Origin of the sequence: Aquitalea pelogenes (genome assembly GCF_001515305.1) — a bacterium.
GTDB classification, from domain to species: domain Bacteria; phylum Pseudomonadota; class Gammaproteobacteria; order Burkholderiales; family Chromobacteriaceae; genus Aquitalea; species Aquitalea pelogenes.
On sequence record NZ_LNQV01000016.1, the window covers coordinates 15,338 to 36,617 of the forward strand.

At 59.6% G+C, this 21,280-nt stretch carries 22 protein-coding genes and 2 pseudogenes; 14 read left to right on the forward strand and 10 right to left on the reverse strand.

Features of this window, described 5'->3' with window-relative positions:
* Nucleotides 1–91 precede the first annotated feature (91 nt).
* The 8 genes from AWT75_RS08720 (at nt 92) to AWT75_RS08755 (ending at nt 5,965) form a co-directional block, all read left to right on the forward strand.
* The gene (locus AWT75_RS08720; RefSeq protein ID WP_062788896.1) at nt 92–706 is read left to right on the forward strand and encodes a riboflavin synthase; all 615 of its coding nucleotides are present in this window, start codon (nt 92–94) and stop codon (nt 704–706) included.
* Nucleotides 707–899: 193 nt separating this feature from the next.
* Complete coding sequence (gene ribBA, locus AWT75_RS08725) at nt 900–2,006, forward strand: bifunctional 3,4-dihydroxy-2-butanone-4-phosphate synthase/GTP cyclohydrolase II (RefSeq protein ID WP_045844973.1); 1,107 nt, start codon at nt 900–902, stop codon at nt 2,004–2,006.
* A gap of 102 nt (nt 2,007–2,108) precedes the next feature.
* A complete protein-coding gene (gene ribH, locus AWT75_RS08730) occupies nt 2,109–2,576 on the forward strand; it encodes a 6,7-dimethyl-8-ribityllumazine synthase (protein ID WP_045844974.1) in 468 nt (155 codons plus the stop codon).
* Nucleotides 2,577–2,620: 44 nt separating this feature from the next.
* Complete coding sequence (gene nusB / locus AWT75_RS08735; RefSeq protein ID WP_045844975.1) at nt 2,621–3,067, forward strand: transcription antitermination factor NusB; 447 nt, start codon at nt 2,621–2,623, stop codon at nt 3,065–3,067.
* 70 nt (nt 3,068–3,137) lie between these two features.
* Nucleotides 3,138–4,094 carry a thiamine-phosphate kinase gene (gene thiL / locus AWT75_RS08740; protein WP_062788897.1) on the forward strand — a complete coding sequence of 319 codons (957 nt, stop codon included), beginning with the start codon at nt 3,138–3,140 and terminating at the stop codon, nt 4,092–4,094.
* A complete protein-coding gene (locus AWT75_RS08745; RefSeq protein WP_045844977.1) occupies nt 4,078–4,593 on the forward strand; it encodes a phosphatidylglycerophosphatase A family protein in 516 nt (171 codons plus the stop codon). Before thiL ends, AWT75_RS08745 begins: the two co-directional genes overlap by 17 nt.
* A gap of 19 nt (nt 4,594–4,612) precedes the next feature.
* Nucleotides 4,613–5,497 (forward strand): KPN_02809 family neutral zinc metallopeptidase, encoded by an 885-nt coding sequence (gene ypfJ, locus AWT75_RS08750; RefSeq protein WP_062788898.1) that lies wholly within the window; start codon nt 4,613–4,615, stop codon nt 5,495–5,497.
* Between the two features lie 120 nt (nt 5,498–5,617).
* A complete protein-coding gene (locus AWT75_RS08755; protein WP_045844979.1) occupies nt 5,618–5,965 on the forward strand; it encodes a hypothetical protein in 348 nt (115 codons plus the stop codon).
* 57 nt (nt 5,966–6,022) lie between these two features.
* Here AWT75_RS08755 and AWT75_RS08760 read toward each other — a convergent pair whose 3' ends face one another.
* Together AWT75_RS08760 and AWT75_RS08765 are read right to left on the reverse strand one after the other, a co-directional pair.
* The gene (locus tag AWT75_RS08760) at nt 6,023–7,288 is read right to left on the reverse strand and encodes an Hsp70 family protein (RefSeq protein WP_062788899.1); all 1,266 of its coding nucleotides are present in this window, start codon (nt 7,286–7,288) and stop codon (nt 6,023–6,025) included.
* Nucleotides 7,289–7,349: 61 nt separating this feature from the next.
* Nucleotides 7,350–8,498 (reverse strand): tyrosine-type recombinase/integrase, encoded by a 1,149-nt coding sequence (locus AWT75_RS08765; protein ID WP_062788900.1) that lies wholly within the window; start codon nt 8,496–8,498, stop codon nt 7,350–7,352.
* Nucleotides 8,499–8,612: 114 nt separating this feature from the next.
* Between AWT75_RS08765 and AWT75_RS08770 the strand changes: the two genes are divergently transcribed.
* From AWT75_RS08770 to AWT75_RS08780, 3 genes are all read left to right on the forward strand, one after another.
* On the forward strand, nt 8,613–9,569 hold the full coding sequence (locus AWT75_RS08770) for a 2-hydroxyacid dehydrogenase (RefSeq protein ID WP_062788901.1): 957 nt from the start codon (nt 8,613–8,615) through the stop codon (nt 9,567–9,569).
* A 93-nt stretch (nt 9,570–9,662) separates the two neighbouring features.
* Entirely contained in the window at nt 9,663–10,802 is a 1,140-nt protein-coding gene (locus AWT75_RS08775; RefSeq protein ID WP_062788902.1) for a response regulator, read from the forward strand.
* 293 nt (nt 10,803–11,095) lie between these two features.
* Nucleotides 11,096–12,154: a DNA-binding protein gene (locus tag AWT75_RS08780; protein WP_062788903.1), complete on the forward strand. Its 1,059-nt coding sequence runs from the start codon at nt 11,096–11,098 to the stop codon at nt 12,152–12,154.
* Nucleotides 12,155–12,222: 68 nt separating this feature from the next.
* Here the strand turns inward: AWT75_RS08780 and AWT75_RS08785 are convergent, their stop codons facing one another.
* The 6 genes and pseudogenes from AWT75_RS08785 to AWT75_RS23695 form a co-directional block, all read right to left on the reverse strand.
* Nucleotides 12,223–12,705, reverse strand: coding sequence for a GAF domain-containing protein (locus AWT75_RS08785; protein ID WP_045844984.1), 483 nt, complete (start codon nt 12,703–12,705; stop codon nt 12,223–12,225).
* A 113-nt stretch (nt 12,706–12,818) separates the two neighbouring features.
* On the reverse strand, nt 12,819–13,559 hold the full coding sequence (phbB, locus tag AWT75_RS08790) for an acetoacetyl-CoA reductase (protein ID WP_045844985.1): 741 nt from the start codon (nt 13,557–13,559) through the stop codon (nt 12,819–12,821).
* Between the two features lie 117 nt (nt 13,560–13,676).
* Nucleotides 13,677–14,560 (reverse strand): annotated as a pseudogene (gene rsgA, locus AWT75_RS08795) (ribosome small subunit-dependent GTPase A).
* Nucleotides 14,557–14,883 (reverse strand): 4a-hydroxytetrahydrobiopterin dehydratase, encoded by a 327-nt coding sequence (locus AWT75_RS08800; protein ID WP_052693713.1) that lies wholly within the window; start codon nt 14,881–14,883, stop codon nt 14,557–14,559. The pseudogene rsgA and the gene AWT75_RS08800 overlap by 4 nt, the downstream one beginning before the upstream one ends.
* Nucleotides 14,880–15,557 (reverse strand): M48 family metallopeptidase, encoded by a 678-nt coding sequence (locus tag AWT75_RS23690; RefSeq protein ID WP_338021295.1) that lies wholly within the window; start codon nt 15,555–15,557, stop codon nt 14,880–14,882. Before AWT75_RS23690 ends, AWT75_RS08800 begins: the two co-directional genes overlap by 4 nt.
* A gap of 15 nt (nt 15,558–15,572) precedes the next feature.
* Nucleotides 15,573–16,126: pseudogene (locus tag AWT75_RS23695) on the reverse strand (M48 family metalloprotease); the annotation flags it as partial.
* Nucleotides 16,127–16,198: 72 nt separating this feature from the next.
* On the opposite strand from AWT75_RS23695, the gene orn reads away from it, so the two are divergent.
* The 3 genes from orn to AWT75_RS08820 all read left to right on the forward strand — a co-directional run bounded on the left by orn (nt 16,199) and on the right by AWT75_RS08820 (nt 19,033).
* The gene (gene orn, locus AWT75_RS08810; protein WP_062788904.1) at nt 16,199–16,744 is read left to right on the forward strand and encodes an oligoribonuclease; all 546 of its coding nucleotides are present in this window, start codon (nt 16,199–16,201) and stop codon (nt 16,742–16,744) included.
* Between the two features lie 140 nt (nt 16,745–16,884).
* Entirely contained in the window at nt 16,885–18,537 is a 1,653-nt protein-coding gene (pgi, locus tag AWT75_RS08815) for a glucose-6-phosphate isomerase (RefSeq protein ID WP_045844989.1), read from the forward strand.
* Nucleotides 18,530–19,033: a CinA family protein gene (locus AWT75_RS08820; protein WP_062788905.1), complete on the forward strand. Its 504-nt coding sequence runs from the start codon at nt 18,530–18,532 to the stop codon at nt 19,031–19,033. Before pgi ends, AWT75_RS08820 begins: the two co-directional genes overlap by 8 nt.
* Nucleotides 19,034–19,281: 248 nt before the next feature.
* Here AWT75_RS08820 and nudC read toward each other — a convergent pair whose 3' ends face one another.
* Nucleotides 19,282–20,085 (reverse strand): NAD(+) diphosphatase, encoded by an 804-nt coding sequence (gene nudC / locus AWT75_RS08825; protein ID WP_045844991.1) that lies wholly within the window; start codon nt 20,083–20,085, stop codon nt 19,282–19,284.
* A 72-nt stretch (nt 20,086–20,157) separates the two neighbouring features.
* A complete protein-coding gene (locus AWT75_RS08830) occupies nt 20,158–21,279 on the reverse strand; it encodes a YbdK family carboxylate-amine ligase (RefSeq protein ID WP_062788906.1) in 1,122 nt (373 codons plus the stop codon).
* Nucleotide 21,280 lies beyond the last annotated feature (1 nt).

Below are 21,280 nucleotides of genomic sequence, written 5' to 3' on the forward strand. Positions count from 1 at the left end.
GGAAAGCGGGTCGGCAGCGTGGCATGATTTGGTTATCATCAGTGTTTCGTTGCCGGTATTGACCGGCAGGCAGGACAGAACAGGAGCAGGCATGTTTACCGGTATCGTGCAGGGCATGGCCGAGGTGGTGGCCATCGAGGAAAAGCAGGATTTTCGTCGTCATGTAGTAAGGCTGCCGCAGGCGCTGTCCGGCGGTATCGAGCTGGGCGCGTCCATTGCGCATAACGGCTGCTGCCTGACCGTGACCGAGGTGAATGAAGACCTGGTGGCCTTCGACCTGATGGCCGAAACCCTGCGGCTGACCAATCTGGGCGCTTTGCAAGTGGGCGACAGGGTGAATGTGGAGCGCGCGGCGAAATTTGGCGATGAAATCGGCGGCCATGCCATGTCCGGTCACGTCATTTGCCTGGCGCGGGTGGAAGAAGTCATCCGTACGCCGAACAACTGCACGGTATGGTTCAGCCTGCCGGCAGAATTCACCAAATATGTGTTTGCCAAGGGCTATATCGGTATTGACGGTTGCAGCCTCACCATTGGTTCTGTGGATGGCAACCGCTTTTGCGTGCACCTGATTCCGGAAACGCTGGAGCGCACCATCATCCAGTTCCGCCAACCGGGGGATGCCATCAATATCGAAATCGACCCGCAAACCCAGGCCATTGTCGATACCGTGGAGCGGGTGCTGGCGCAGCGCCATCCGGTGTAACCCTGGTTTTGCCGTGAAATTTCGCTCCGGCGGCTTGATGCCGGACCGATTGGCTCCATGTTCAACAAGATATGCCAAGAGGCAGGGTCGTGAGCCGGTGTGAGGACGCAACCGCCGGGCTACGGCCAAACAGCTTTCTGTCGCCCGTGCGCAATCGTCGTGCGGCACGCACTCTATAAAAAGGATGTAGCAAATGGTTATTTCTCCGGTGCAGGACATCATTGCCGATATCAAGGCAGGCAAGATGGTGGTGCTGGCTGATGCGGAAGATCGGGAAAACGAAGGCGATATCGTGATGGCGGCCGAGTTCGTCACACCGGAAGCCATCAACTTCATGGCCAAGCATGCGCGCGGCCTGATCTGCCTTACCCTGACCGAGCAGCGTTGCAAGCTGCTGGAGCTGCCGATGATGGCAGCCAATAACGGTACTTCCTTTGGTACCAACTTCACTGTTTCCATCGAAGCGGCTGAAGGCGTCACCACCGGCATTTCTGCCGCCGACCGCGCCCGCACCGTGCAGGCCGCCGTGGCGCGCAATGCCAAGGCCAGTGATCTGGTACAGCCTGGCCATATCTTCCCGCTCAAGGCGCAAAACGGTGGTGTGCTGATTCGTGCCGGCCATACCGAAGCGGCCTGCGACCTGCCGATGCTGGCTGGCCTGGAGCCGGCCGGGGTGATCTGCGAAATCATGAATGACGACGGCACCATGGCGCGCATGCCGGAATTGCTGGAGTTCGCCAAGACTCATGGCCTGAAGGTGGGCACCATCGCCGACCTCATCCACTACCGCAGCCGTACCGAATCACTGGTGGAAGAGGTGGGTCAGCGCCCGGTGGAAACCCCGTTCGGTGCGTTCGATCTGCACGTATTCCGCGACGTCACCACCCGCGAAACCCATCTGGCACTGGTCAAGGGTCAGCTGGACGAAAACGAGGAAACCCTGGTACGCGTGCACGAGCCGCTGTCCATCATGGATGTGCTGGACCCGACTTCGCGTCCGCATTCCTGGACGGTTCCCGGTGCGCTGGAAGCCATCGATGAAGCCGGCAAGGGCGTGGTCATCCTGCTGTATCGGGATGAAACCGGTGATGACCTGCTGCAGCGTGCGCTGGGGCAGAACGTGAAGCGCTCGCCATGGGATGGCAAAACCTTCGGCGTGGGTGCGCAAATGCTCAAGTCGCTGGGTGTGGGCAAGATGAAGCTGATGTCGCCGCCGCTGAACGTACCGTCGATGGCCGGTTTCAATCTGGAAGTCACCGGATTTTGCCAGCCTGAACACTTTCATATCGAAATCGGTTAAAATAACCGGTTTTCCGTCATGACCATCCCCTGATGGCGCCGCTAGCCCGGCTGTCAGGGGCTTATATGATTGCCTTATCTGATTTTTGCCGTGAGGACTCACATGCTTGAAGCTATCCAGCGCATTGCCCCCGATTTCAACGGTCAAGGCCTCAAGGTCGGTATCGTTCAGGCCCGCTTTACCGAAGAGGTTTGCCATGGCTTGCGTGATGCTTGCCTGGCCGAGCTGAAAACGCTGGGTGTGGCCGCCGCCGATGTAACCCTGGCCACCGTGCCGGGTGCTCTGGAAGTGCCGCTGGTGCTGCAAACCATGGCCAAGAGTGGCAAGTTCGACGCGCTGGTGGCGCTGGGTGCCATCATTCGTGGCGAAACCTACCACTTCGAGCTGGTTTCCAATGAATCCGGTGCTGGTGTGACCCGTGTCGGTCTGGACTTCGACATTCCCATCGCCAATGCCATCCTCACCACCGAGAATGACGAGCAGGCTGAAGTACGCATGCTGGAAAAAGGCCGCGACGCAGCCCGCGTTGCGGTGGAAATGGCCAATCTGCACAAAACGCTGCGCGGCTGACCCTTGCGGGCTTGCCGCTCACTTGCTCTTTTTAGGAAACCGATATGAAAACCGCCCGTCGCCGTGCCCGCGAATTTGCCGTTCAGGGCATTTATGAATGGGAATTGAATCCGGATCGTCCGGCTTCGCTGATTGAAAAGCACCTGCGCGAAAACGAATACTTCGCCAAGGCGGATGAAACCCTGTTCCGCGCAGTGCTATACGGTGTACTGAAGGATGTGCCGCTGCTGTCCGGCCAGATCCGCCCGTACTACGAACGCAACGAAGAAGAAGTCAGCCCGGTGGAACGTGCCGTGCTGCTGATGGCTGCGCTGGAACTGACCCAGCATCCGGAAACGCCGTACCCGGTCATCATCAACGAAGCCATCGAAATCACCAAAACCTTTGGTGGCACCGACGGCCATAAATTCGTCAATGGCGTGCTGGACAAGCTGGCTGCTGATGTACGTGCTGACGAGGTTGCCTCGCAGCGTTCGCGTCGTCAGGGCTGATGACGCTGATGTCTGATGCTGACACCCGCTACGGCGGGTGTTTTTGCATCCAGACCCGGAATCTATCTTCATGAACGAATTCGACCTGATTCGCCAGTACTTCACCCGCCAGGCCCCCTCCGCAGTGCTGGGTATTGGCGACGATGCTGCCATCCTGCGCCCGACGCCGGGCCAGGACCTGCATGTTTCTGTCGACATGCTGGTGGAAGGACGGCATTTCTTTGCCGATGTCAGCCCGCAGGCGCTGGGGCACAAAACCTTGGCAGTGAATCTGTCCGACATGGCTGCCATGGGTGCGAAGCCGCGCTGGGCTTTCCTGTCGCTGGCCTTGCCGCAGCTGGACGAAGCCTGGGCGCGCGATTTCAGCCGAGGGCTGTTTGCGCTGGCCGGGCAATACGGCGTGGACCTGGCCGGTGGCGACACCACGCGCGGGCCGCTGACACTGTCCGTCACCATCATGGGTGAAACACCGCAAGGCCAGGCCTTGCGGCGCGATGCCGCGCAAGTGGGCGATGATGTGTGGGTGAGTGGTGAGCTGGGCCTGGGTGCCATCGCCGTTGCCGTGCGTAATGGGCTGCTGGCAGACGCTGGCTTGAGTGAGGATGTACTGGCGGCTTGCCAGTGCAAGCTGGATTTTCCGGTGCCGCGGCTGGAGCTGGGGCAGGCCCTGCTTGGCGTGGCGCATGCGGCAGCTGATGTGTCAGACGGGCTATTGGCCGATCTGGGGCATATCCTGACTGCTTCTGGCGTGGCGGCGGAAATCCGCGCCGACAGCCTGCCATCCTTGCCGCAGCTGGAAGCCGAGCGCGCGCGCTGGCTGGACTATCTGGCAGCCGGTGGTGATGATTACGAGCTGTGCTTTACCGCGCCGCAGGCTGCGCGTGAGACAGTGGAAGCCGCAGGCAAGGCAGCAGGCTGCCGGGTGACGCGTATCGGCCATATCGTGGCTGGCAGCGGTGTGCGCCTGCTGGATGGGCAGGGCGTAGCGATGACATTGAAAAAGGCGGGTTATGACCACTTCGCATAAGCAGGCTCCGGCCTTCCGCCCGGACTGGGCGTTTTTGATGCGCCATCCGGCGCATTTGCTGGCTTTTGGCTTTGGCAGCGGCCTGGCCCGCAAGGCGCCGGGTACCTGGGGTACGCTGGTGGCCTATCCGCTGTTTTTCCTGTTGCTGGCGCTGGGTGCGGGGCCGCTGCTGATCAGTCTGCTATGCCTGCCGCTGTTTGTGCTGGGGGTGTGGGCCTGCCAGAAAACCGGCGATGCGCTGGGTGTGCACGACTACGGCGGTATTGTCTGGGACGAAGTGGTGGCCATGCTGTTGGTGCTGGCCTGGGCACCGGCTGCTTGGGCAGGCTGGCTGCTGGCCTTTGCGCTGTTCCGTCTGTTTGATATTGTAAAACCCTGGCCGATAGGCTGGTTCGACCGGCGCGTACATGGTGGTTTCGGTGTGATGCTGGACGACATCATTGCCGCCGGTTTTGCCCTGGTGGTGCAGGCGCTGCTGGCAAGCTGGCTGCCGGTCTGATTTTTGCAAGGAGAGCTTCATGCGTTGGGATGGCAATCGCGAAAGTGACAATGTCGAGGACAGGCGCGACGAAGAAAGCGGCTCCTCTGGCGGCTTCAGTCTTGGTGGCGGCAGCATAGGGCTGGGCACGGTGGCCATTGGTCTGGTGGCCTGGCTGGTGTTTGGTGCCAACCCTTTGCAGGTGATTTCCGCCCTGAGTGGCGGCGGCCATCAGCAGGTGCAGACCCAGCCGCAGCAGCCCAAAGTGCATTCGGCGGAAGAGGAGCGCGAGGCCAAGCTGGTGCGGGTGGTGCTGGCTGATACCGAAGACGTCTGGGGACAGATTTTCCAGCAGCGTGGTGGCAGTTACGAGCGGCCCAAGCTGGTGATGTTCAGCAACAGCACGCCTACCGCCTGTGGGCGCGGTGAGTCAGCCATGGGGCCGTTTTACTGCCCGGCCGATCGCAAGGTGTATATCGACCTGGCGTTCTATCGCACGCTGAACCAACAGCTGGGTGCGCCCGGTGAGTTTGCCGAGGCTTATGTGATTGCCCATGAAGTGGGTCACCACGTGCAAAACCTGCTGGGCATTTCCGGCAAGGTGGATGCGGCACGGCGTGGTGCTTCGGAGCGCAAGTCCAATGCGCTGTCGGTGCGGCTGGAGTTGCAGGCCGATTGCTTTGCCGGAGTGTGGGGCAGTCATGCTGACAAGGCGCGCCACATTCTGGAGGCGGGCGATCTGGAAACTGCGCTCAATGCGGCGTCGAAAATCGGTGACGATACCCTGCAGCGCTCCGCCGGCCATGCCGTGGTGCCGGACAGCTTTACCCATGGCAGCAGCGAGCAGCGCGTGCGCTGGTTCAAGCGTGGCTTTGACAGTGGCGATATCGCACAGTGCGATACCTTCGCGGCCAATCCCTTGTAAGTATTGGTCTGTGGCTTATGCGATGCGCTTAATTGCACGTGCCGCAGGCCGGTCTGCCCCATCTGCTGCGGCTTTGTGGTATTCTTGCGCCCCTCTTGATTGTGACCCGTCACCCATCCAATGAAAGATCCCTGCGATCACTACACTTTTGACCTGATCGGCGGCGTGCAGAAAAAGCCTGGACGCAAGCCCTTGGGTGAGCGTGCCATGACGGTGGCGGAGCGCAAGCGCCGCAGCCGCGAGCAGCGCCGTAACCGCCTGCAAGAGCTGTCGGTGACCGTGGAGCTGAGTCGCGATGCGCAGAAGTCGCTGGACAAGATGATCGAGTGGTGGGGGGTGAGCAAGAAAGAAGCGATCAACCGTGCCTTGCAGATTGCCTGCCAGTCGCAAACCGGTCGCACCGGCATGCTGTTTGGTTTTGAACTGCCGCCGGGCGGAAAAAAAGCCTCGCGCAAACGGCAAGGCTGATACGGTTCGGGAAAGTAAAAGAGGCTGCTCCAGTGGGGCAGCCTTTTTGTTTGGGCGTCAGCCGTAACGTTTTCTGGCTTCGATGGCAAGACCGCTACCGATGCTGCCAAACAGATTGCCTTCCACGTGGCGGGCATTGGGCAGCTGGTCCTGCACGCACTGGCGCAGCGCCGGCACGCCACTGGAGCCGCCGGTAAAGAACACGGTATCGATCTGGCTGGCCTGGATGTCGGCATCATGCAGCAGCTTGTCGATGGTCTTGCCGATTTGTCCCAACATGCTGGCAATGCTGCTGTTGAACTGTTCGCGCAGTAGTTCGGCATACAGGCCGTCTTCGATCAGCTCCAGGTCAAGGCGGTGGCTGTCGTTGCCGGACAGGGCAATCTTGGCTTCTTCCACCTGCATGGCCAGCCAGTGGCCGGCACGTTCCTGGATCAGCTTGAACAGGCGGTCGAAGGCGCGCGGGTCTTCCACGTCGCGATGAATATCCTGCAAATCCATCCATGCCTTGCGGGTGTAGGCAAAGTTGATGGTGTGCCAGGTCGCCAGATTGAAGTATTGCGCCGAGGGCATTTCGGCATTGTTGCGCAGACGGCTCTTGAAACCGAACAGTGGCATCACGCCGTGCAGGCTTAGTTGCTTGTCGAAGTCCGTTCCGCCGATGTGTACGCCACCGGTGGCCAGGATGTCGTCACGGCGGTCATCCAGCAGGCGGCGCTCCGGCGACAGGCGTACCAGGGAAAAGTCCGAGGTGCCGCCGCCGATATCCACGATCAGCACCAGTTCTTCGCGGGTGATGGAGGACTCGTAGTCGAATGCAGCAGCCAGTGGCTCAAACTGGAAGGAAATGTCCTTGAAGCCTACCTGGCGGGCGATCTGGGCCAGGGTTTCTTCAGCCAGAGCATCAGCTTTCGGGTTGTCGTCGACAAAGAACACCGGGCGACCCAGTACCACTTGCTCGAACGGGCGACCAGCAGCGCGGTCAGCACGTTGTTTGACTTCCTGGATGAACAGGGTAAGCAGGTGGCGGAACGGCAGCGCGCGTCCTTGCACTTCGGTCTGGCTGTCGATCAGGCTGCTGCCCAGCAGGCTCTTGAGGGAGCGCATCAGGCGGCCTTCATAGCCTTCGGTATATTCCAGCAATGCCTTGCGGCCAAACACCGAGTGGTCTTCTTCGTAGTTGAAGAAAACAACCGAGGGCAGGGTGATCTTGCCGTCTTCCAGTGCAATCAGCGTGTCTGTGCCGGGGCGCAGCCAGCCAACGGTGGAGTTTGAGGTGCCAAAGTCGATGCCGCATGCCCGCGCAGCGCTGCTTGTATTCATGATTCCATCCCGAAAAGCGAGGCGGGATGGTACGCGGAACCGGCCATTTTGGGAAGGGGCCTTAGGGTGTGTTGCTGTCCGGCGGTGTGCCGGACTCCGGATTTCCGGCAGGTTCGGTGACGGTTTTGCGGTCCTGCATGCGGTGCAGGCCGGTGGCTGCGTGGCGGGCATCGTCTTCGCTGTGCAGGTAGCGACGGGTGGTCTGGATGCTGGCGTGGCGCAGGTTCAGGCTCACCATCAGCAAGGGGATGCCGGCATCCAGCTGATGACTGGCGGCGGTGTGGCGCAGCCAGTGGGTGCTGGCTTGTATCAGGCGGCTGCGCACCGCTTCGTCAGCGCTTTGGCTGGCGGCGCGTTGAAATATTTCACGGCAGATCAGATAAATGGCCTTGTCGCTGATGGGCTGCAAGGTCTGGTTTTTTTCTCCGGGCAGCTTGCAAGCCAGTGGTGTGTCCTCCTGATGCTCCGGCTGTGCGCTCAGTCCCAGGCTGTTTCGATAAGCGGCCATGGCAGTCATCAGTTCGTCAGAAACCGGAATGTCGGCATGGCTGCCGCCCTTGCCCTGTACGCGCCACCACCATTGCTGACGGCGCTGGCTGAAGTCGCCCATTCTGGCCTGTGCAACTTCCTGGCGTCTTGCGCCGGTCAGATAGAGCAGGGTAATCAGCCAGCGCGCACGTGCTGCCTGCTGCTGGTCGCGGCGCGATTCGGCGGGAAGTGTGTCGATGGCGTGCAGGATGGCCTGCCAGCTTTGCTGGTCGAAAAAACGCTCCACCGGCAGTGTTGTTGCCTGTTGGCGCTTGCGCACCAGCTTGAACGGGTTGCCGCGGCGGTAGCCTGCCTCGCTCAGGTAGCTGAACAGTGCGGACAAAATGGTGAGTGCCTGCCGGATACTGCCAGGCTGCAGTGGGCCGGTGAACGGCTTCCAGTGCGGGTGCTGGCGCGAGCGTGCCGGGCCGATCCAGCGTTCCGGCGGCCATGGGGCTTGCAGAAAGCGTTGGTAGTCCAGCACGTCTTCGCGCTGCACCTGCTGCAATTGCTTGTTGCGGTCGCTCAGCCACAGCAGGAAGCGCTCGGTTTCCTTGCGGTAGCTGCGCAAGGTGGCGGGCCGGTCCATGAATTCGCTGAGCCACAGCAGGACGGCCTGTTGGTCGGACTGGGCTGCGATCAGTGGCGGGCTTGCTGGAAGTGCAGGAAGGGTGTCTGGCATGTTGTGCCCGATTCTAGAAGCAGGCCGGGCTTGCGACAAGGATTTTGCATGTCAGTCCGGGCTTGGTCCGCGGACCGGGTGGTAGCATGAATTTTCCCTGATGGAGTGAGCAAAATGATGCAACAAACAAATCGGCCGGTCATTTTCATTACCGTGCCTTTGGCGCCAGCCTTGATGGCGCAACTGAGTGCGCAGTTTGACTGCCTGCATGGCTGGGAATTGCAGGACGCCTTGTTGGCGGGTGAGGTGTGGCCAGCGGTGCGGGCGGTAGTTACAACCGGCGCTGCCGGGGCTGCGCGCCAGTTATTGCAGGCGCTGCCTGCTGTCGAGCTGGTAGCTTGCGTAGGTGTGGGGTTTGATGCCATTGATCTGGATTATGCGCGAGAGCATGGCATTGCCGTCACCACCACGCCGGGCGTGCTGGACCGCTGTGTGGCTGATACGGCATTGGCTTTGTTGCTGGCGGTATTTCGTCAGCTGGTGCAGGCGGATGCATTCGTGCGGCAGGGGTGCTGGCTGCAAGGGGGATTTCCTTTGGCACGCAGCCTGCACGGCAAGCGTTGCGGCATTGTTGGGCTGGGTAATATCGGGCGGGCCATTGCACGCCGTGCTGAAGCCTTTGATATGCAAGTGAGCTACCACGGCCCGGGTCGCAAGGTGGAGGTTGCTTATCCCTACTATGCCGATCTGCTTGAGATGGCTGCTGCGGTTGATGTGCTGGTGCTGGCGCTGCCGGGTGGTGCGGCTACGCACCATGTGGTGGGTGGCCGGGTGCTGGATGCGTTGGGGCCGGAGGGCGTGCTGATCAATATCGCGCGAGGTTCGGTGGTGGATCAGGCCGCGCTGGTGGAGCGCCTGCTGGATGGGCGTCTGGGTGGAGCCGGGCTGGATGTGTTCGAGCAGGAGCCGCAAGTGCCGGAGGCGTTGTTTGACTTGCCCAATGTGGTGCTGACGCCGCATGTGGCCAGCGCTACCGTGGAAACGCGGACGGCCATGGCCCAGTTGATGCTGGATAACCTGCTTGCCCATTTCTCGGGTCGGCCCTTGTTGACTCCCTTGCATCTGGCCTGAGCCCAATTGCTGCGCCCGGCTTGTATTGTGTGTGCTTGCCCAGCTATAGATCAAAGGGTGATTGCTTTACATCAAAAGGGCGCAGGGGGTCTGATGAGTGAAAAACCAACAATACTGGTGGTCGATGATGTGCTGATCACACGGCGCCTGATGAAGGCCGGCCTGGCGCATTGCTTTGAAGTGGTGGATGCGGAAAGTGGCGAGCAGGCGCTGGAGCTGCTGCCGCAGCTAGAGCTGGCTGCAATTGTGCTGGACGTGGAAATGCAGCCCGGGATGGATGGCTTCGAGACCTGTCGTCTCGTTCGGGCGGATGAGCGCTTTGCGCATGTTCCGGTAGTGTTTGTCTCGGCGCGCGAGGCGGTTGAAGACCGTTTGAGCGGCTATGAAGCAGGTGGTGAGGACTATATCGTCAAGCCGTTCTCGGCACTGGAGCTGGAAGCAAAGTTGCGTCGCCTGATCGAGGCGAGCAGCGAGCGGCGGCGGCTGGATGGTCAGGTGCGTGACGCCAGCTCGGCAGCCATGACGGCCATGGTCAGCATGAGTGAGATGGGGGCCTTGCTGGAGGTGATCAAGCAACTGGGTGCGGCTGGCAGCATGGCTGAGTTGGCTGATGCCCTGGTGGCTGGCTTGCGCCTGTATGGCTTGCAAGGGTGTGTGCAGTTGCGTGCTGGTGCGGGCGTCCTCAATCGCAGCAGCGATGGGGATGCCAGTCCGCTGGAGTTGTCGGTGCTGGAGCATCTGGCGGGCATGGGGCGCATGGTGCAGTTCAAGAATCGCATGATCATCAACTATCCTGAGGTTTCCTTGTTGCTGCGCGACATGCCAGTTGAGGATGAGGATAGGTGCGGGCGGCTGCGGGATCATCTGACCATGCTGGTGGAGGCTGCCAATGTGCATGTTGGATCCCTGGCTGTGCTGGCTGCGGCGCGGCAGCGTGACAGACAGGTGGTGGCGGTGGCCATGCGCATGATACAGACCCTGGGGGAGGTGGATCGGGCGCAGCGGGACAATCAGGTGGCAGGACGTATTGCGCTGGAGGATATTCGTCAGCGTATTGATGAGGCTTGTGTTTCCATGTTGTTGACCAATTCGCAGGAGGTGCTGCTGCATCGTGCGCTGGATGAGGGAATCGAGTCCATGCTGGGTTCCCAGTCGGATACTACCCAGCTGCAGGATCGCCTGTCGCAAATGGTGCAGGAGTTGCGACAGGTGGCTGGCGTGCATGGTGACTGAGTTTGTTGGCTGTTGGTGAATCGGCTGAGTGATGGGTGAGGAGTGAGTCCGTTATTGGGGATAGGTTGGAGTGGTTAGGAAAAGCCCGGCGCAAGCCGGGTATTTTTTTGCTCTCTTGGTGGTGGGTGTTTTTTGGGGTGGCGCAGGTGGCTTATTTGGACATTAACTTCCGATAAGTATAGTAATCGGAAAAAATATTGCTATGAGTGTATAAATATAACGTAATACGTAATAATTTATGAATGTGCAATTGTGTTATATTGTCTCTATTGAACTGTTGGCGAGGTGGCAAGATGGCAGCTGATATTTATTCCCGTATCAGGCAGGTGGCGTTGGAGCTGGTGGGTGAGGGGGTATGGCCTACCGTGGTGGAAGTGCGTGCCCGGTTAGGGACTGGTTCCAACACCACCATCAACAACACCCTGAAAGAATGGCGGCAGGATTTTTTGTCGCGCATGGCCAGCTCGTCGCGTCACCCGGATTGGCCGTCTGGCCTGGCCGAAGCGTTTGGCATGATCTGGCAGAAATCCTGCGAGGCGGCAGAGCAGCAATGGGAGGCCGTGCGGGAGGAGGCGGAGGCGGAAGTTGCGAGTGCCAGGCAGGCGCAGCAGGCCATGCAAGTGCAGTTGGAGGGGGTGGAGTCTTCCTTGCAATCCGCCTTGCGAGAAATAGCGCTGCGTACCGAGCATCAGCAGGCTCTGGAGCTAAAGCTGCAGACCTTGACGCAGCAATATGCGCAGCTTGAGTCGTGCTGTCAGGGGCTGGAGCAGCAACTGGTACAGGAGCGTGCCGCTGTGCAGCAGGCGAGGCAGGATAGCGATGCGCGCCAGGCTGAAACAGAAGCCCGCCATGAATTGCGCTTGCAGGAAGCAAGGCAGGAGGCGGAGCGGCGTGAGTCGCTGGCGTATGAGCGGCTGGAAGGTTTGCGCTTGCGCCTGTACGAACAGGTGGAAGAAGAACGAATCACCATGAAGCAGGCGACTGCCTTGCTGAATGAGGAAATGCAGACCTTGCGCCAGCAAGCGGCACAGGCGGAGCAGCAATGGCGCGAACGGCTGGCAGACCGGGAGCGTGAAGCTGGCAAGCAGCAGGCGCGGCTGGAAATGCTGGAGCAGCGCAATCTGGAGCTGCAAGAAGCAACAGAGCGTCAGCAGGCCATCAATGAGCAAGGCAATGCGCGCTTATTGGCCATGGCCGGTGAGAACGCAAGGCTGGCTGCCGAGCTGTCAGCCGGTGTGGCGCGGCAGGTGACCCGGCTGGCGCAAGCCATGCAAGAGGCGGGGGCTGGGTTGCTGGAGCTGGACGAGGCCGGAAAAGAGTCCTGGCTCAGTCAGCAGCTGTCACCTCTATGAGTTGCCCGCTGTAAGATAAACGGATGCCACGGCATCCGTTTTTTTGATGGTTACCACTCAGAATGCATTCAGAACAAATGTTGCAGTGCCTGGCAGATCTGTTCCAGATAGCGGGCGTCGGTGGCATCAAACTGGTCGAGACTGCTGGAGTCAACGTCCAGTACAGCCACCACTTCACCCCGGCTGTTGTGTACCGGCACCACGATTTCCGAGCGGGCACTGGATGAGCAGGCGATATGGCCGGGGAATGCATCCACGTCCGGCACCACCAGGGTGCGGTTCTGCGCCCAGGCGCTGCCGCATACGCCTTTGCCGTGGGCAATGCGGGTGCAGGCGATCGGCCCCTGGAATGGTCCCAATACCAGTTGCTGGTTTTTTACCAGATAAAAGCCGGTCCACAGCCAGTCGAATGTGCTGTGCAGGGCGGCGGTCAGGTTGGCCAGCGCGGCAATCTGGTCGTCTTCGTATTGCACCAGGGCTTGTGCTTGCGGCAGCAGTGTCTGGTACTTTTCTTCCTTGGTTTCGCCCTGAATGGTCAAATGTTCAGCCATGTTGTGCTCGGTTGTATTGCAAGGTCGACAGCATAGCAGAATGTTTCTGCCAGAATTGCCAATAAAAAACCCGGCTTGGAGCCGGGTTTTGTGTCAAGCCTTTCTGTGGCTTGTTACATCATGTGCTGACCACCGTTGATGGCCAGGTTGGCACCGGTCATGAAGCCGGATACATCGGATGCCAGGTAGTTGATCAGCCCGGCAATTTCTTCCGGCTTGCCCAGGCGGCCTACCGGAATGTTGGCGATGATCTTGTTGCGCACTTCCTCCGGCACAGCCATTACCATGTCGGTAGCGATATAGCCCGGGGAGATGGTGTTGACGGTTACACCCTTGCGTGCAACTTCCTGTGCCAGCGCCATGGTAAAGCCGTGCATGCCGGCCTTGGCTGCGGAGTAGTTGGTCTGGCCGAACTGACCTTTCTGCCCGTTAATGGAAGAAATATTGATGATACGACCAAAGCCACGCTCCACCATGCCATCCAGTACCGGCTTCACCATGTTGAACAGCGAATCCAGATTGGTTTTGATGACGGCGTCCCAGTCATCCTTGGTTTGCTTCTTGAACGTGCCATCGCGGGTGATGCCGGCATTGTTCACCAGTACATCCACGGCACCCACTTCAGCCTGTGCCTTGGCCAGCATGGCGGCGCAGGCCGCGGTGTCGGTGACATCACACTGATAGGCATGGATGTCGTCAAAACCCATGCCCTTCATGTCGGCCAACCAGGCTTGTTCCTTGCCTGGCTTGCTGTAGGTGGTGATGACGGTGTGGCCGGATTCGGCCAGAGCCTTGCAGATGGCGGTTCCAATGCCGCCCATGCCTCCGGTTACGAGTGCGATGCGTTTTGTCATGATGCTGGCTCCTTGTCTTTGTCGGGGTAAAAGTCGCTGATCTCAGTCTGATGTAATTTTTCTTACCAGAATATGAGTCCTACAAAGAATTGTAAACAGCTTGGATGACAAAACGTTTTATGCCGATTGATTTAACAATTCATTACTCAAACGTTGGAGTAAATCCAGTCTTTGTTGCGCGATCAAGCCATCTGCGGCGGCTTGCTTGACGGCGCAGTCCGGCTCTTTGCGGTGCGTGCAGTTATGAAATCGGCATTGGCCGATCAACGGGCGCATCTCCGGGAAATAGTGTAGCAGGTCACTGGCCTGCAAATGCTTGAGGCCGAATTCCTGCAGGCCGGGGGAGTCGATCAGGTCGTGCCGGCAGACAGTTTGTGCAGGTGATAGAGCGTGGCATGGGTGGTGGTGTGGCGGCCGGAATCCAGTGCCTCGGAAATGTCACCGATGCGGGCGTTGGCTTCCGGCAGTAAGGCATTGGTGAGCGTGGACTTTCCCATGCCGGACTGGCCGACAAACACGCAGGTTTCGCCATCCAGCAGCGGCAGTAGAGGCGTCATGTCCTGCTTGGCTGACAGGGTGATCATCTTGTAGCCAAGCTTGGAGTAGGGTTGCAGTTTTTCCACCAGTGCGGCCGTCTCGGGCAGGTCGGCCTTGTTGATCAGGATGACCGGGTCGATATCGGCTGCTTCGGCGGCAATCAGGCAGCGGTTGAGCAGTTCTTCACTGGGGCTGGGGACGGCGGCAATCACGAACAGGATGCGGCTGACGTTTGCGGCAATGACCTTGGTTTTCCATTCGTCCTGCCGGTACAGCAGGCTGCTGCGCGGCAGGCTTTCTTCAATGACTGCCTGTTCCTTGTTCTGGATGAGGATTTCCACGCGGTCGCCACAGGCAAAGTCCACGCGCTTGCCGCGGGTGGAGCAGCCATAAGTCTGGCCCTCTGCCTCAACGATGAAACGCCGACCGTGGCTGCGGATGATCTGTCCGATGGCTGCTCTCATGCGCGTCCTTGCAGTGCTTCGGTTTTGGCCGCGCAAATGAAGTCATTCAGGGTCAGGCCGCCGGCATCGTGCGTGCTGAAGCACACCACCACGCGGTTGTAGTGCACCGACAGGTCGGGGTGGTGATCTTCCTGATGGGCAATCCAGGCCAGGGCATTCACAAAGGCCATGGTCTGGTAGTAGTCGGCAAAACGGAAGGTCTTGCACAACTCGATACCCTTGATTTCCCAGTCTGGCAGTTTGGCCAGAAACTGGCTGGTGGTGTTGGCGTCCAGCGGGCTCAGGCCGTGGGCGGTTTCGCAGTGCAGTTCGAGCAGATTCATGTGCTGGCTCCTTTCAGGTGGGCGATGCGCAGGCTCGCCGGTGGGTGGGAGTCGTAAAAGGCGGAGTGCAATGGGTCCGGGGTCAGGGTGGACGCATTGTCACGGTAAAGTTTCACCAGGGCATCAATCAGATGCTGGGCTTCCGCCTGGCTGGCGGCAAAGCTGTCTGCTTCGTATTCGTGGCGGCGCGACATCAGGCTGGACAAGGGTGTCAGCGGGAAAGTGAAGGCGGGTACAGCCATGAAGAACAGGATCAGCGCCATCGCCGTGCTGGGGGTGCTGACGCCCAGTGCGGTATAGAACCAGCTGGCATCCAGCAACTGTCCCAGAATGAAGAGGAAACCCAGCGACAGGGCAAAGGCAAAGCTGATGCGCTTGACGATGTGCTTGCGCTTGAAGTGGCCCAGTTCGTGGGCGAGCACTGCTTCAATTTCTTGCGGTGCCAGTTGTTTCAGCAGTGTGTCAAAAAACACAATGCGCTTGGCGCTGCCAAAGCCGGTGAAGTAGGCATTGCCGTGGCTGGAGCGGCGTGAGCCATCCATCACGAACACACCCTGGCTTTTAAAGCCGGTGCGGGCAAGCAAGGCCTCAATGCGTTGTTTGAGTTCAAGGTCTTCCAGCGGACTGAAGCGGTTGAACAAGGGGGCAATCAGCGTGGGGTAGAGCGCTACCATCAATAGCTGGAAGGCCGACCATACCAGCCACACCCACAACCACCACAACGGTCCGGCCTGTGCCATCAGCCACAGTACCAGCGCCAGCAAGGGCAGGCCGATGATGGCACCGATCAGGCTGCCCTTGATCAGGTCCAGCACGAACATGCGCAAGGTCATTTTGTTGAAGCCGTAGCGGGCTTCAATGCGGAAAGTGCTATACAGCGAAATGGGCAGGCTGATGGTCGAGCTGATGATGGTGACTGCCACCACCAGCAATATGCCGCTCAGCATGGCGCTGGTATGCAGTTGCTGGATTTGCCAGCTGATCCAGTCCAGCCCGCCGCCCAGTGTCAGGCACAGGATCAGGCCGGTATCGATGACGGCGACAACAGGCTCAGCCGGGTTTTGGCCATGCTGTAATCGGCAGCGTGCTGATGTTGTTGCAGGGTGATGCTGCCGGCAAAGTCGGCCGGTACGCTGTGGCGGTGGCGGGCGATATGGCGCAGATGGCGCAGGCCCAGCCATAGCTTGAGTGACAGGGTGACCGCCAGTGCGGCCAGAAACAGGGTGCAGAATGCCTCGGTCATGATTTACGCAGGTGGGTTTGCCGCCAGGGCGGCAATGAAGGAAAATACGCAGACACGTAAAGATTGGACAGTATGGCACAAGATCAGAACAACCTCATCTGGCTCGACATGGAAATGACCGGGCTGAATCCTGAAACCGACCGCATCATCGAAGTGGCAATGATTGCCACTGACAGCCAGCTCAACATCCTTGGCCAGTCGCCGGTATTGGTGATTCATCAGCCGGACAGCGTGCTGGACGGCATGGATGACTGGAACAAGAACACTCATGGCAAGAGCGGCCTGATTGACAAGGTCAAGGCGTCCACCCTGACTGAAGCAGAGGCCGAGGCCACTTTGCTGGCATTCATGGCGGACTATGTACCGGCCCGTACCACGCCGATGTGTGGCAACACCATTCATCAGGACCGCCGCTTCATGGTGCGCTGGATGCCGCAGCTGGAAGAGTATTTCCACTACCGCAATCTGGATGTCTCCACTCTGAAGGAGCTGTGCAAGCGCTGGAAGCCGGAAGTCGCCCGCGGTGTGGTGAAGCGCGGCAAGCACGAAGCGCTGGCGGATATCGAGGAATCCATCGAAGAACTGAAGTACTACCGCGAGCATTTCATCAAGTTGTGATGTAGTGTGCGTGCTACAAATGGTAATATGCATTCTGCAAGGGGACGCCAGTCCCCTTTTTCTTGTCAGTTCCCGCCATCCGCCCTTGGCGGTCAATGCAAAACCGATTATCCATTTTTGATTGCAAGCCCTTCACGACCATGTTTGACGACAGCAAAGCCGGTATCAATCACAGCCCGATCTGGGCCAAGCTCCACCAGCATCAGCGCGCCACCCGTTTCATGCAGATGCGCGAACTCTTTCATGCAGACCCGCAACGTTTCAAGCGTTTTTCCTTGCAGCTGGATGGCTTGCTGCTGGATTACTCGAAAAACCGCATTACTGAACGGACGCTGGAGCTGTTGATTGATCTGGCGCATGAAGCCGAGCTGCCGGCATGGATGGCCCGCATGCGTGAGGGCGAACGCATCAATGTCAGCGAAAAACGTTCGGTACTGCATACCGCCTTGCGCTTGCCGCAGCAGGAAAGCCTGTTGCTGGATGGCGAGGACGTGGTACCGGCGGTGCATGAGGTACTGCAGCGCATGAGGGTGTTTACCGACAAGGTGCGCAGCGGCCAGTGGCTGGGTTATACCGGCCAGCCCATCCGTGCGGTGGTGAATCTGGGTATTGGCGGGTCTGACCTGGGGCCGCTGGTGGTGCAGGAGGCGCTGGCGGCCTATTCCCATCCGGATCTGACCGTGCATTTCGTTTCCAATGTCGATGGCCAGCACATTGCCCGTACCCTGCAGCAACTGGACCCGGCCACTACCTTGTTCGTGATTGCGTCCAAATCCTTCACCACGCCGGAAACCCTGCTCAATGCCGAAGCGGCCAAGGCCTGGTTCTTGCGTTCGGCCAGCCAGGCGGACATTGCCCGCCATTTCGTTGCGGTGTCCACCAATGCCGCTGCGGTGTCGGCCTTCGGCATTGATACCGAGCACATGTTTGGTTTCTGGGACTGGGTGGGTGGCCGTTATTCGGTGTGGTCGGCCATCGGTTTGTCGGTGATGCTGTCGATAGGCTATGACAATTTTCGCGAATTCCTGGATGGCGGCTACGCCATGGATCAGCATTTCTTCGGTGCGCCGCTGGATGGCAACATCCCGGTGCTGCTGGCGCTGATCGGCATCTGGTACAACACCTTCTACCAGGCGCATACCCACGCCATCATGCCTTACGACCATGGCTTGCGCCGCCTGCCAGCCCATATCCAGCAACTGGACATGGAGTCCAATGGCAAGCGGGTGGGCCGTTTTGGCGAGCCGCTGGATTTTGACACCGGCCCGGTCATCTGGGGTGAAGAGGGTGCCAACAGTCAGCATGCCTTCTTCCAGCTCCTGCATCAGGGTACCCGCCTGGTGCCTTGCGACTTCATCGTGCCGATGAACAGCCATTACGGGCTGGAGCAGCAACACCGCGTGCTGGTGGCCAACTGCTTTGCCCAGTCCGAAGCGCTGATGCGCGGCAAGAGCGAGGCGGAAGTGATGGCAGAGCTGCCGGATCTGCCGGGTGAAGAGCTGGACATGTTGCTGCCGCAAAAACTGTTCCCTGGTAATCAGCCTTCCAATACCATTGCGCTGGAGAAGGTGACGCCCTACAACCTGGGCATGCTGATGGCCATGTACGAACACAAGGTGTTTGTGCAGGGGGTGATCTGGGGCATCAATTCGTTTGATCAATGGGGTGTGGAGTATGGCAAGCAGCTGGCGCGGCGCATTCTGCCGGAGCTGGATGCCGCCGCCGTCTCCTCGGCCGAGCACGACAGCTCCACCCTGGGGCTGATTCGCCATTTCAGGAAAACGCATGGATAAGGAACTGAGCACGCTGTCTGCCCGCCTGGGGGCGGCCTTGCTGGCGCGTGGTGAAACAATGGCTACTGCAGAATCCTGCACCGGCGGCATGATTGCCGCCGCGCTGACCGATATTGCCGGCAGCTCGGCCTGGTTTGGCTATGGCATGGTCAGCTACAGCAATCAGGCCAAGCAGGATTTGCTGGGCGTCAGCGCCGCTACGCTGGAAGCGCATGGCGCGGTCAGCGAGGCGGTAGTGCGGGAGATGGCTGCCGGTGCCCGTCAGCGTGCGGCGGCAGACTGGGCGGTGGCCGTGTCCGGCGTGGCCGGGCCGGGTGGCGGCTCGGCGGAAAAGCCGGTTGGCATGGTGTGGCTGGCGGTGGCGGGGCCGGATGGCTGCTCACGCGCCTGGGTCAGCTATTTTGCCGGCGACCGTGCTGCAGTGCGACGGCAGACAGTGATTGCTGCATTGAATACCGTGCTGGAGATGCTGGCCGGGCAGCCGCTCAGTGCCTGAGTGACTGGGGCAGCCATGCAAAAAGGGAGCCAATGGCTCCCTTTTCCGGCTGCTGACGAAGTGATTTGGTACGGTGGCACTGGACCCGGCAAAGCCGGGCCTTTCGGCTAAGTTATTTCTTCCGCAGCCTTCCCGTCTATTCCCTATCCCCCCGCCCTTTCCCTGAAAGGGAGCCTCGCTTTCTTTTCAGAACGCGAGAGGAGTTTGTCAATAAGCTGAAAAGGGAGCCAATGGCTCCCTTTGCTATTTTATCTGCGTTGTTCGGCTGGCAGGCGCAGCCAGTCTGCCGTATGGCGGATCAGCCGGTAAGCCACTGACAGCTGGGCTGGAATGGTGGGCAGGGCATCAATGTGATACCAGCCGGCGTCTTCGATTTCGCCTTCTTGCGGACGGATTTCCCCACCATCGTATTCGGCGGTGAATGCCAGCATCAGCGAGTGCGGGAAAGGCCAGGATTGCGAGCAGACATAGCGCAGGTTCTTTACCCGCACGCCCACTTCTTCCTGTGTTTCGCGGTGAACGCATTGCTCCAGTGTTTCGCCCGGTTCGACAAAACCGGCCAGTGCGCTGTACACGCCAGGCAGGAAGTGCGGACTGCGTGCCAGTAACAGCTCCTGTCCGCGATAAACCGCCACCATCATGGCGGGCGACAGGCGCGGATAGTAAAGCTGGCCGCAGCTGGGGCAGTGCTTGCCCTGGTCGTGGCTGTGCTGTTGCAAAGGGCTGGCGCAATGGCCGCAAAAACGGTGGGTGTGCTGGAACTGGCGCAGCTGGGCGGCGCGGGCAATGCCGTCGGTCTGTTCCGGCGGCAAGGCCATCAATGCAGCGCGTAAGGGCAGCCATTCGCAGTCGGCAGGTGGCGGGCCAACCAGGTCTGCAGCATACAGATTGCAGCCTTGTTGCTGGTCGATGAACAGGCGGTTGGCCAGCGGCCAGTGCCGCGCGGCATCTCCGGGCAGGGCCTGGTTTTGCAATAACAGGCGCGGGCCATCGAAAATGCACCAGCGGGTTGGCAGAGCGGGATTGAAATGTTCGGGCAGTTCGAGCGGCATGATGGGGTTTCGGGACGCTAAGCTGCCAGTGTAGCGGCAGACACGGTGGATTGTCTGCTGGATTTCCCCTGCTCAGTCCGGTTGATCGTGCATCCAGTAGTTGCTTTGCCGACGTACCACCTCGGAAAGCGAACCGCTGTCCTGATACACATCGCGCAGCCATTGGCTGTCGGACTGACGCTTCAGTACCCGCGCACGCAGTGCGGCCAGTTCCGCTTCGCAGCCAAGTGCGACGGCATGTGCCTGCAGCTGGTTCAGGGTACTCAGCAAGTCTTCCTGCACGCTGGTTTGCTGGCCGCTGCTGCTATTGACCAGCACACCGTCAAAGCCGAAACGACAAGCCTGAAAGCGGTTGTAGCTGTAAGTCAGGTAGTGTGCGGGGCTGATGTCACGCCATTCCTGTTCCATGCAGTGCCGGGCCAGCATCTGGGCGTAAGCGGCCAGCAAGGTGGGCGTGACAATGTCCAGCGGAGTGTCGCAGATGCGGATTTCCACCGTGCCGTATTCCGGTTTGGGGCGGATGTCCCAGTAAAAGTCTTTCATGCTGGCGACAATGCCCAGTTTCGCCATGTCCTGAAAATAGTCATTGAACTGGTCCCAGCTTTCCACGCAGGGCATGCAGCCGGACAAGGGAAAGGCATTGACACTGGTCAGGCGTGAAGTTTGAAACCGGGTGTCCATGCCCTGATAAAACGGTGAGGCGGCGGACAAGGCAATGAAATGGGGAATGTAGCGCGCCAGATAGTGTCCCAGGCGGATGGCGCTGTCGCCGTCCGGGCAGCCGATGTGAATGTGCTGCCCGTAGACGGTGAATTGCTTGGCCAGATAGCCATACAGTTCCGAAACCAGCTGATAGCGTGCCTTGGGGTAAATCTGCTGCTCGCTCCAGTGCTGAAAAGGGTGGGCGCCGCCACCGGCCAGGCCAAGATTCAGTTTTTCCGCGTTGCGGGTCAACAGCTGCCGGATGGCTTGCAGTTCCTGCAGCATCTCGCTGCAATGGGTGTGAATGGCGGTGCCGATTTCAATCATGCCCTGGGTGATTTCCGGCTTGATGTCATAACCATGTGGCTGACGGTCGATCAGCAGCAGCAAGTCGTCCGAGCCACGGGTCAGGTTGTAGTCACGGCGGTTGACTATCATCAGTTCCAGTTCCACGCCCAGGGTCAGTGGTGTGCTGTTGTTGAATTCCAGCATG

Coding starts and splice junctions, on each gene's coding strand:
- AWT75_RS08720 (WP_062788896.1), top strand. CDS start 92: ATGTTTACCGGTATCGTGCAGGGCATGGCCGAGGTGGTGGCCATCGAG.
- ribBA (WP_045844973.1), top strand. CDS start 900: ATGGTTATTTCTCCGGTGCAGGACATCATTGCCGATATCAAGGCAGGC.
- ribH (WP_045844974.1), top strand. CDS start 2,109: ATGCTTGAAGCTATCCAGCGCATTGCCCCCGATTTCAACGGTCAAGGC.
- nusB (WP_045844975.1), top strand. CDS start 2,621: ATGAAAACCGCCCGTCGCCGTGCCCGCGAATTTGCCGTTCAGGGCATT.
- thiL (WP_062788897.1), top strand. CDS start 3,138: ATGAACGAATTCGACCTGATTCGCCAGTACTTCACCCGCCAGGCCCCC.
- AWT75_RS08745 (WP_045844977.1), top strand. CDS start 4,078: ATGACCACTTCGCATAAGCAGGCTCCGGCCTTCCGCCCGGACTGGGCG.
- ypfJ (WP_062788898.1), top strand. CDS start 4,613: ATGCGTTGGGATGGCAATCGCGAAAGTGACAATGTCGAGGACAGGCGC.
- AWT75_RS08755 (WP_045844979.1), top strand. CDS start 5,618: ATGAAAGATCCCTGCGATCACTACACTTTTGACCTGATCGGCGGCGTG.
- AWT75_RS08760 (WP_062788899.1), bottom strand. CDS start 7,288: ATGAATACAAGCAGCGCTGCGCGGGCATGCGGCATCGACTTTGGCACC.
- AWT75_RS08765 (WP_062788900.1), bottom strand. CDS start 8,498: ATGCCAGACACCCTTCCTGCACTTCCAGCAAGCCCGCCACTGATCGCA.
- AWT75_RS08770 (WP_062788901.1), top strand. CDS start 8,613: ATGATGCAACAAACAAATCGGCCGGTCATTTTCATTACCGTGCCTTTG.
- AWT75_RS08775 (WP_062788902.1), top strand. CDS start 9,663: ATGAGTGAAAAACCAACAATACTGGTGGTCGATGATGTGCTGATCACA.
- AWT75_RS08780 (WP_062788903.1), top strand. CDS start 11,096: ATGGCAGCTGATATTTATTCCCGTATCAGGCAGGTGGCGTTGGAGCTG.
- AWT75_RS08785 (WP_045844984.1), bottom strand. CDS start 12,705: ATGGCTGAACATTTGACCATTCAGGGCGAAACCAAGGAAGAAAAGTAC.
- phbB (WP_045844985.1), bottom strand. CDS start 13,559: ATGACAAAACGCATCGCACTCGTAACCGGAGGCATGGGCGGCATTGGA.
- AWT75_RS08800 (WP_052693713.1), bottom strand. CDS start 14,883: ATGAATCTGCTCGAACTGCACTGCGAAACCGCCCACGGCCTGAGCCCG.
- AWT75_RS23690 (WP_338021295.1), bottom strand. CDS start 15,557: ATGGTAGCGCTCTACCCCACGCTGATTGCCCCCTTGTTCAACCGCTTC.
- orn (WP_062788904.1), top strand. CDS start 16,199: ATGGCACAAGATCAGAACAACCTCATCTGGCTCGACATGGAAATGACC.
- pgi (WP_045844989.1), top strand. CDS start 16,885: ATGTTTGACGACAGCAAAGCCGGTATCAATCACAGCCCGATCTGGGCC.
- AWT75_RS08820 (WP_062788905.1), top strand. CDS start 18,530: ATGGATAAGGAACTGAGCACGCTGTCTGCCCGCCTGGGGGCGGCCTTG.
- nudC (WP_045844991.1), bottom strand. CDS start 20,085: ATGCCGCTCGAACTGCCCGAACATTTCAATCCCGCTCTGCCAACCCGC.
- AWT75_RS08830 (WP_062788906.1), bottom strand. CDS start 21,279: ATGCTGGAATTCAACAACAGCACACCACTGACCCTGGGCGTGGAACTG.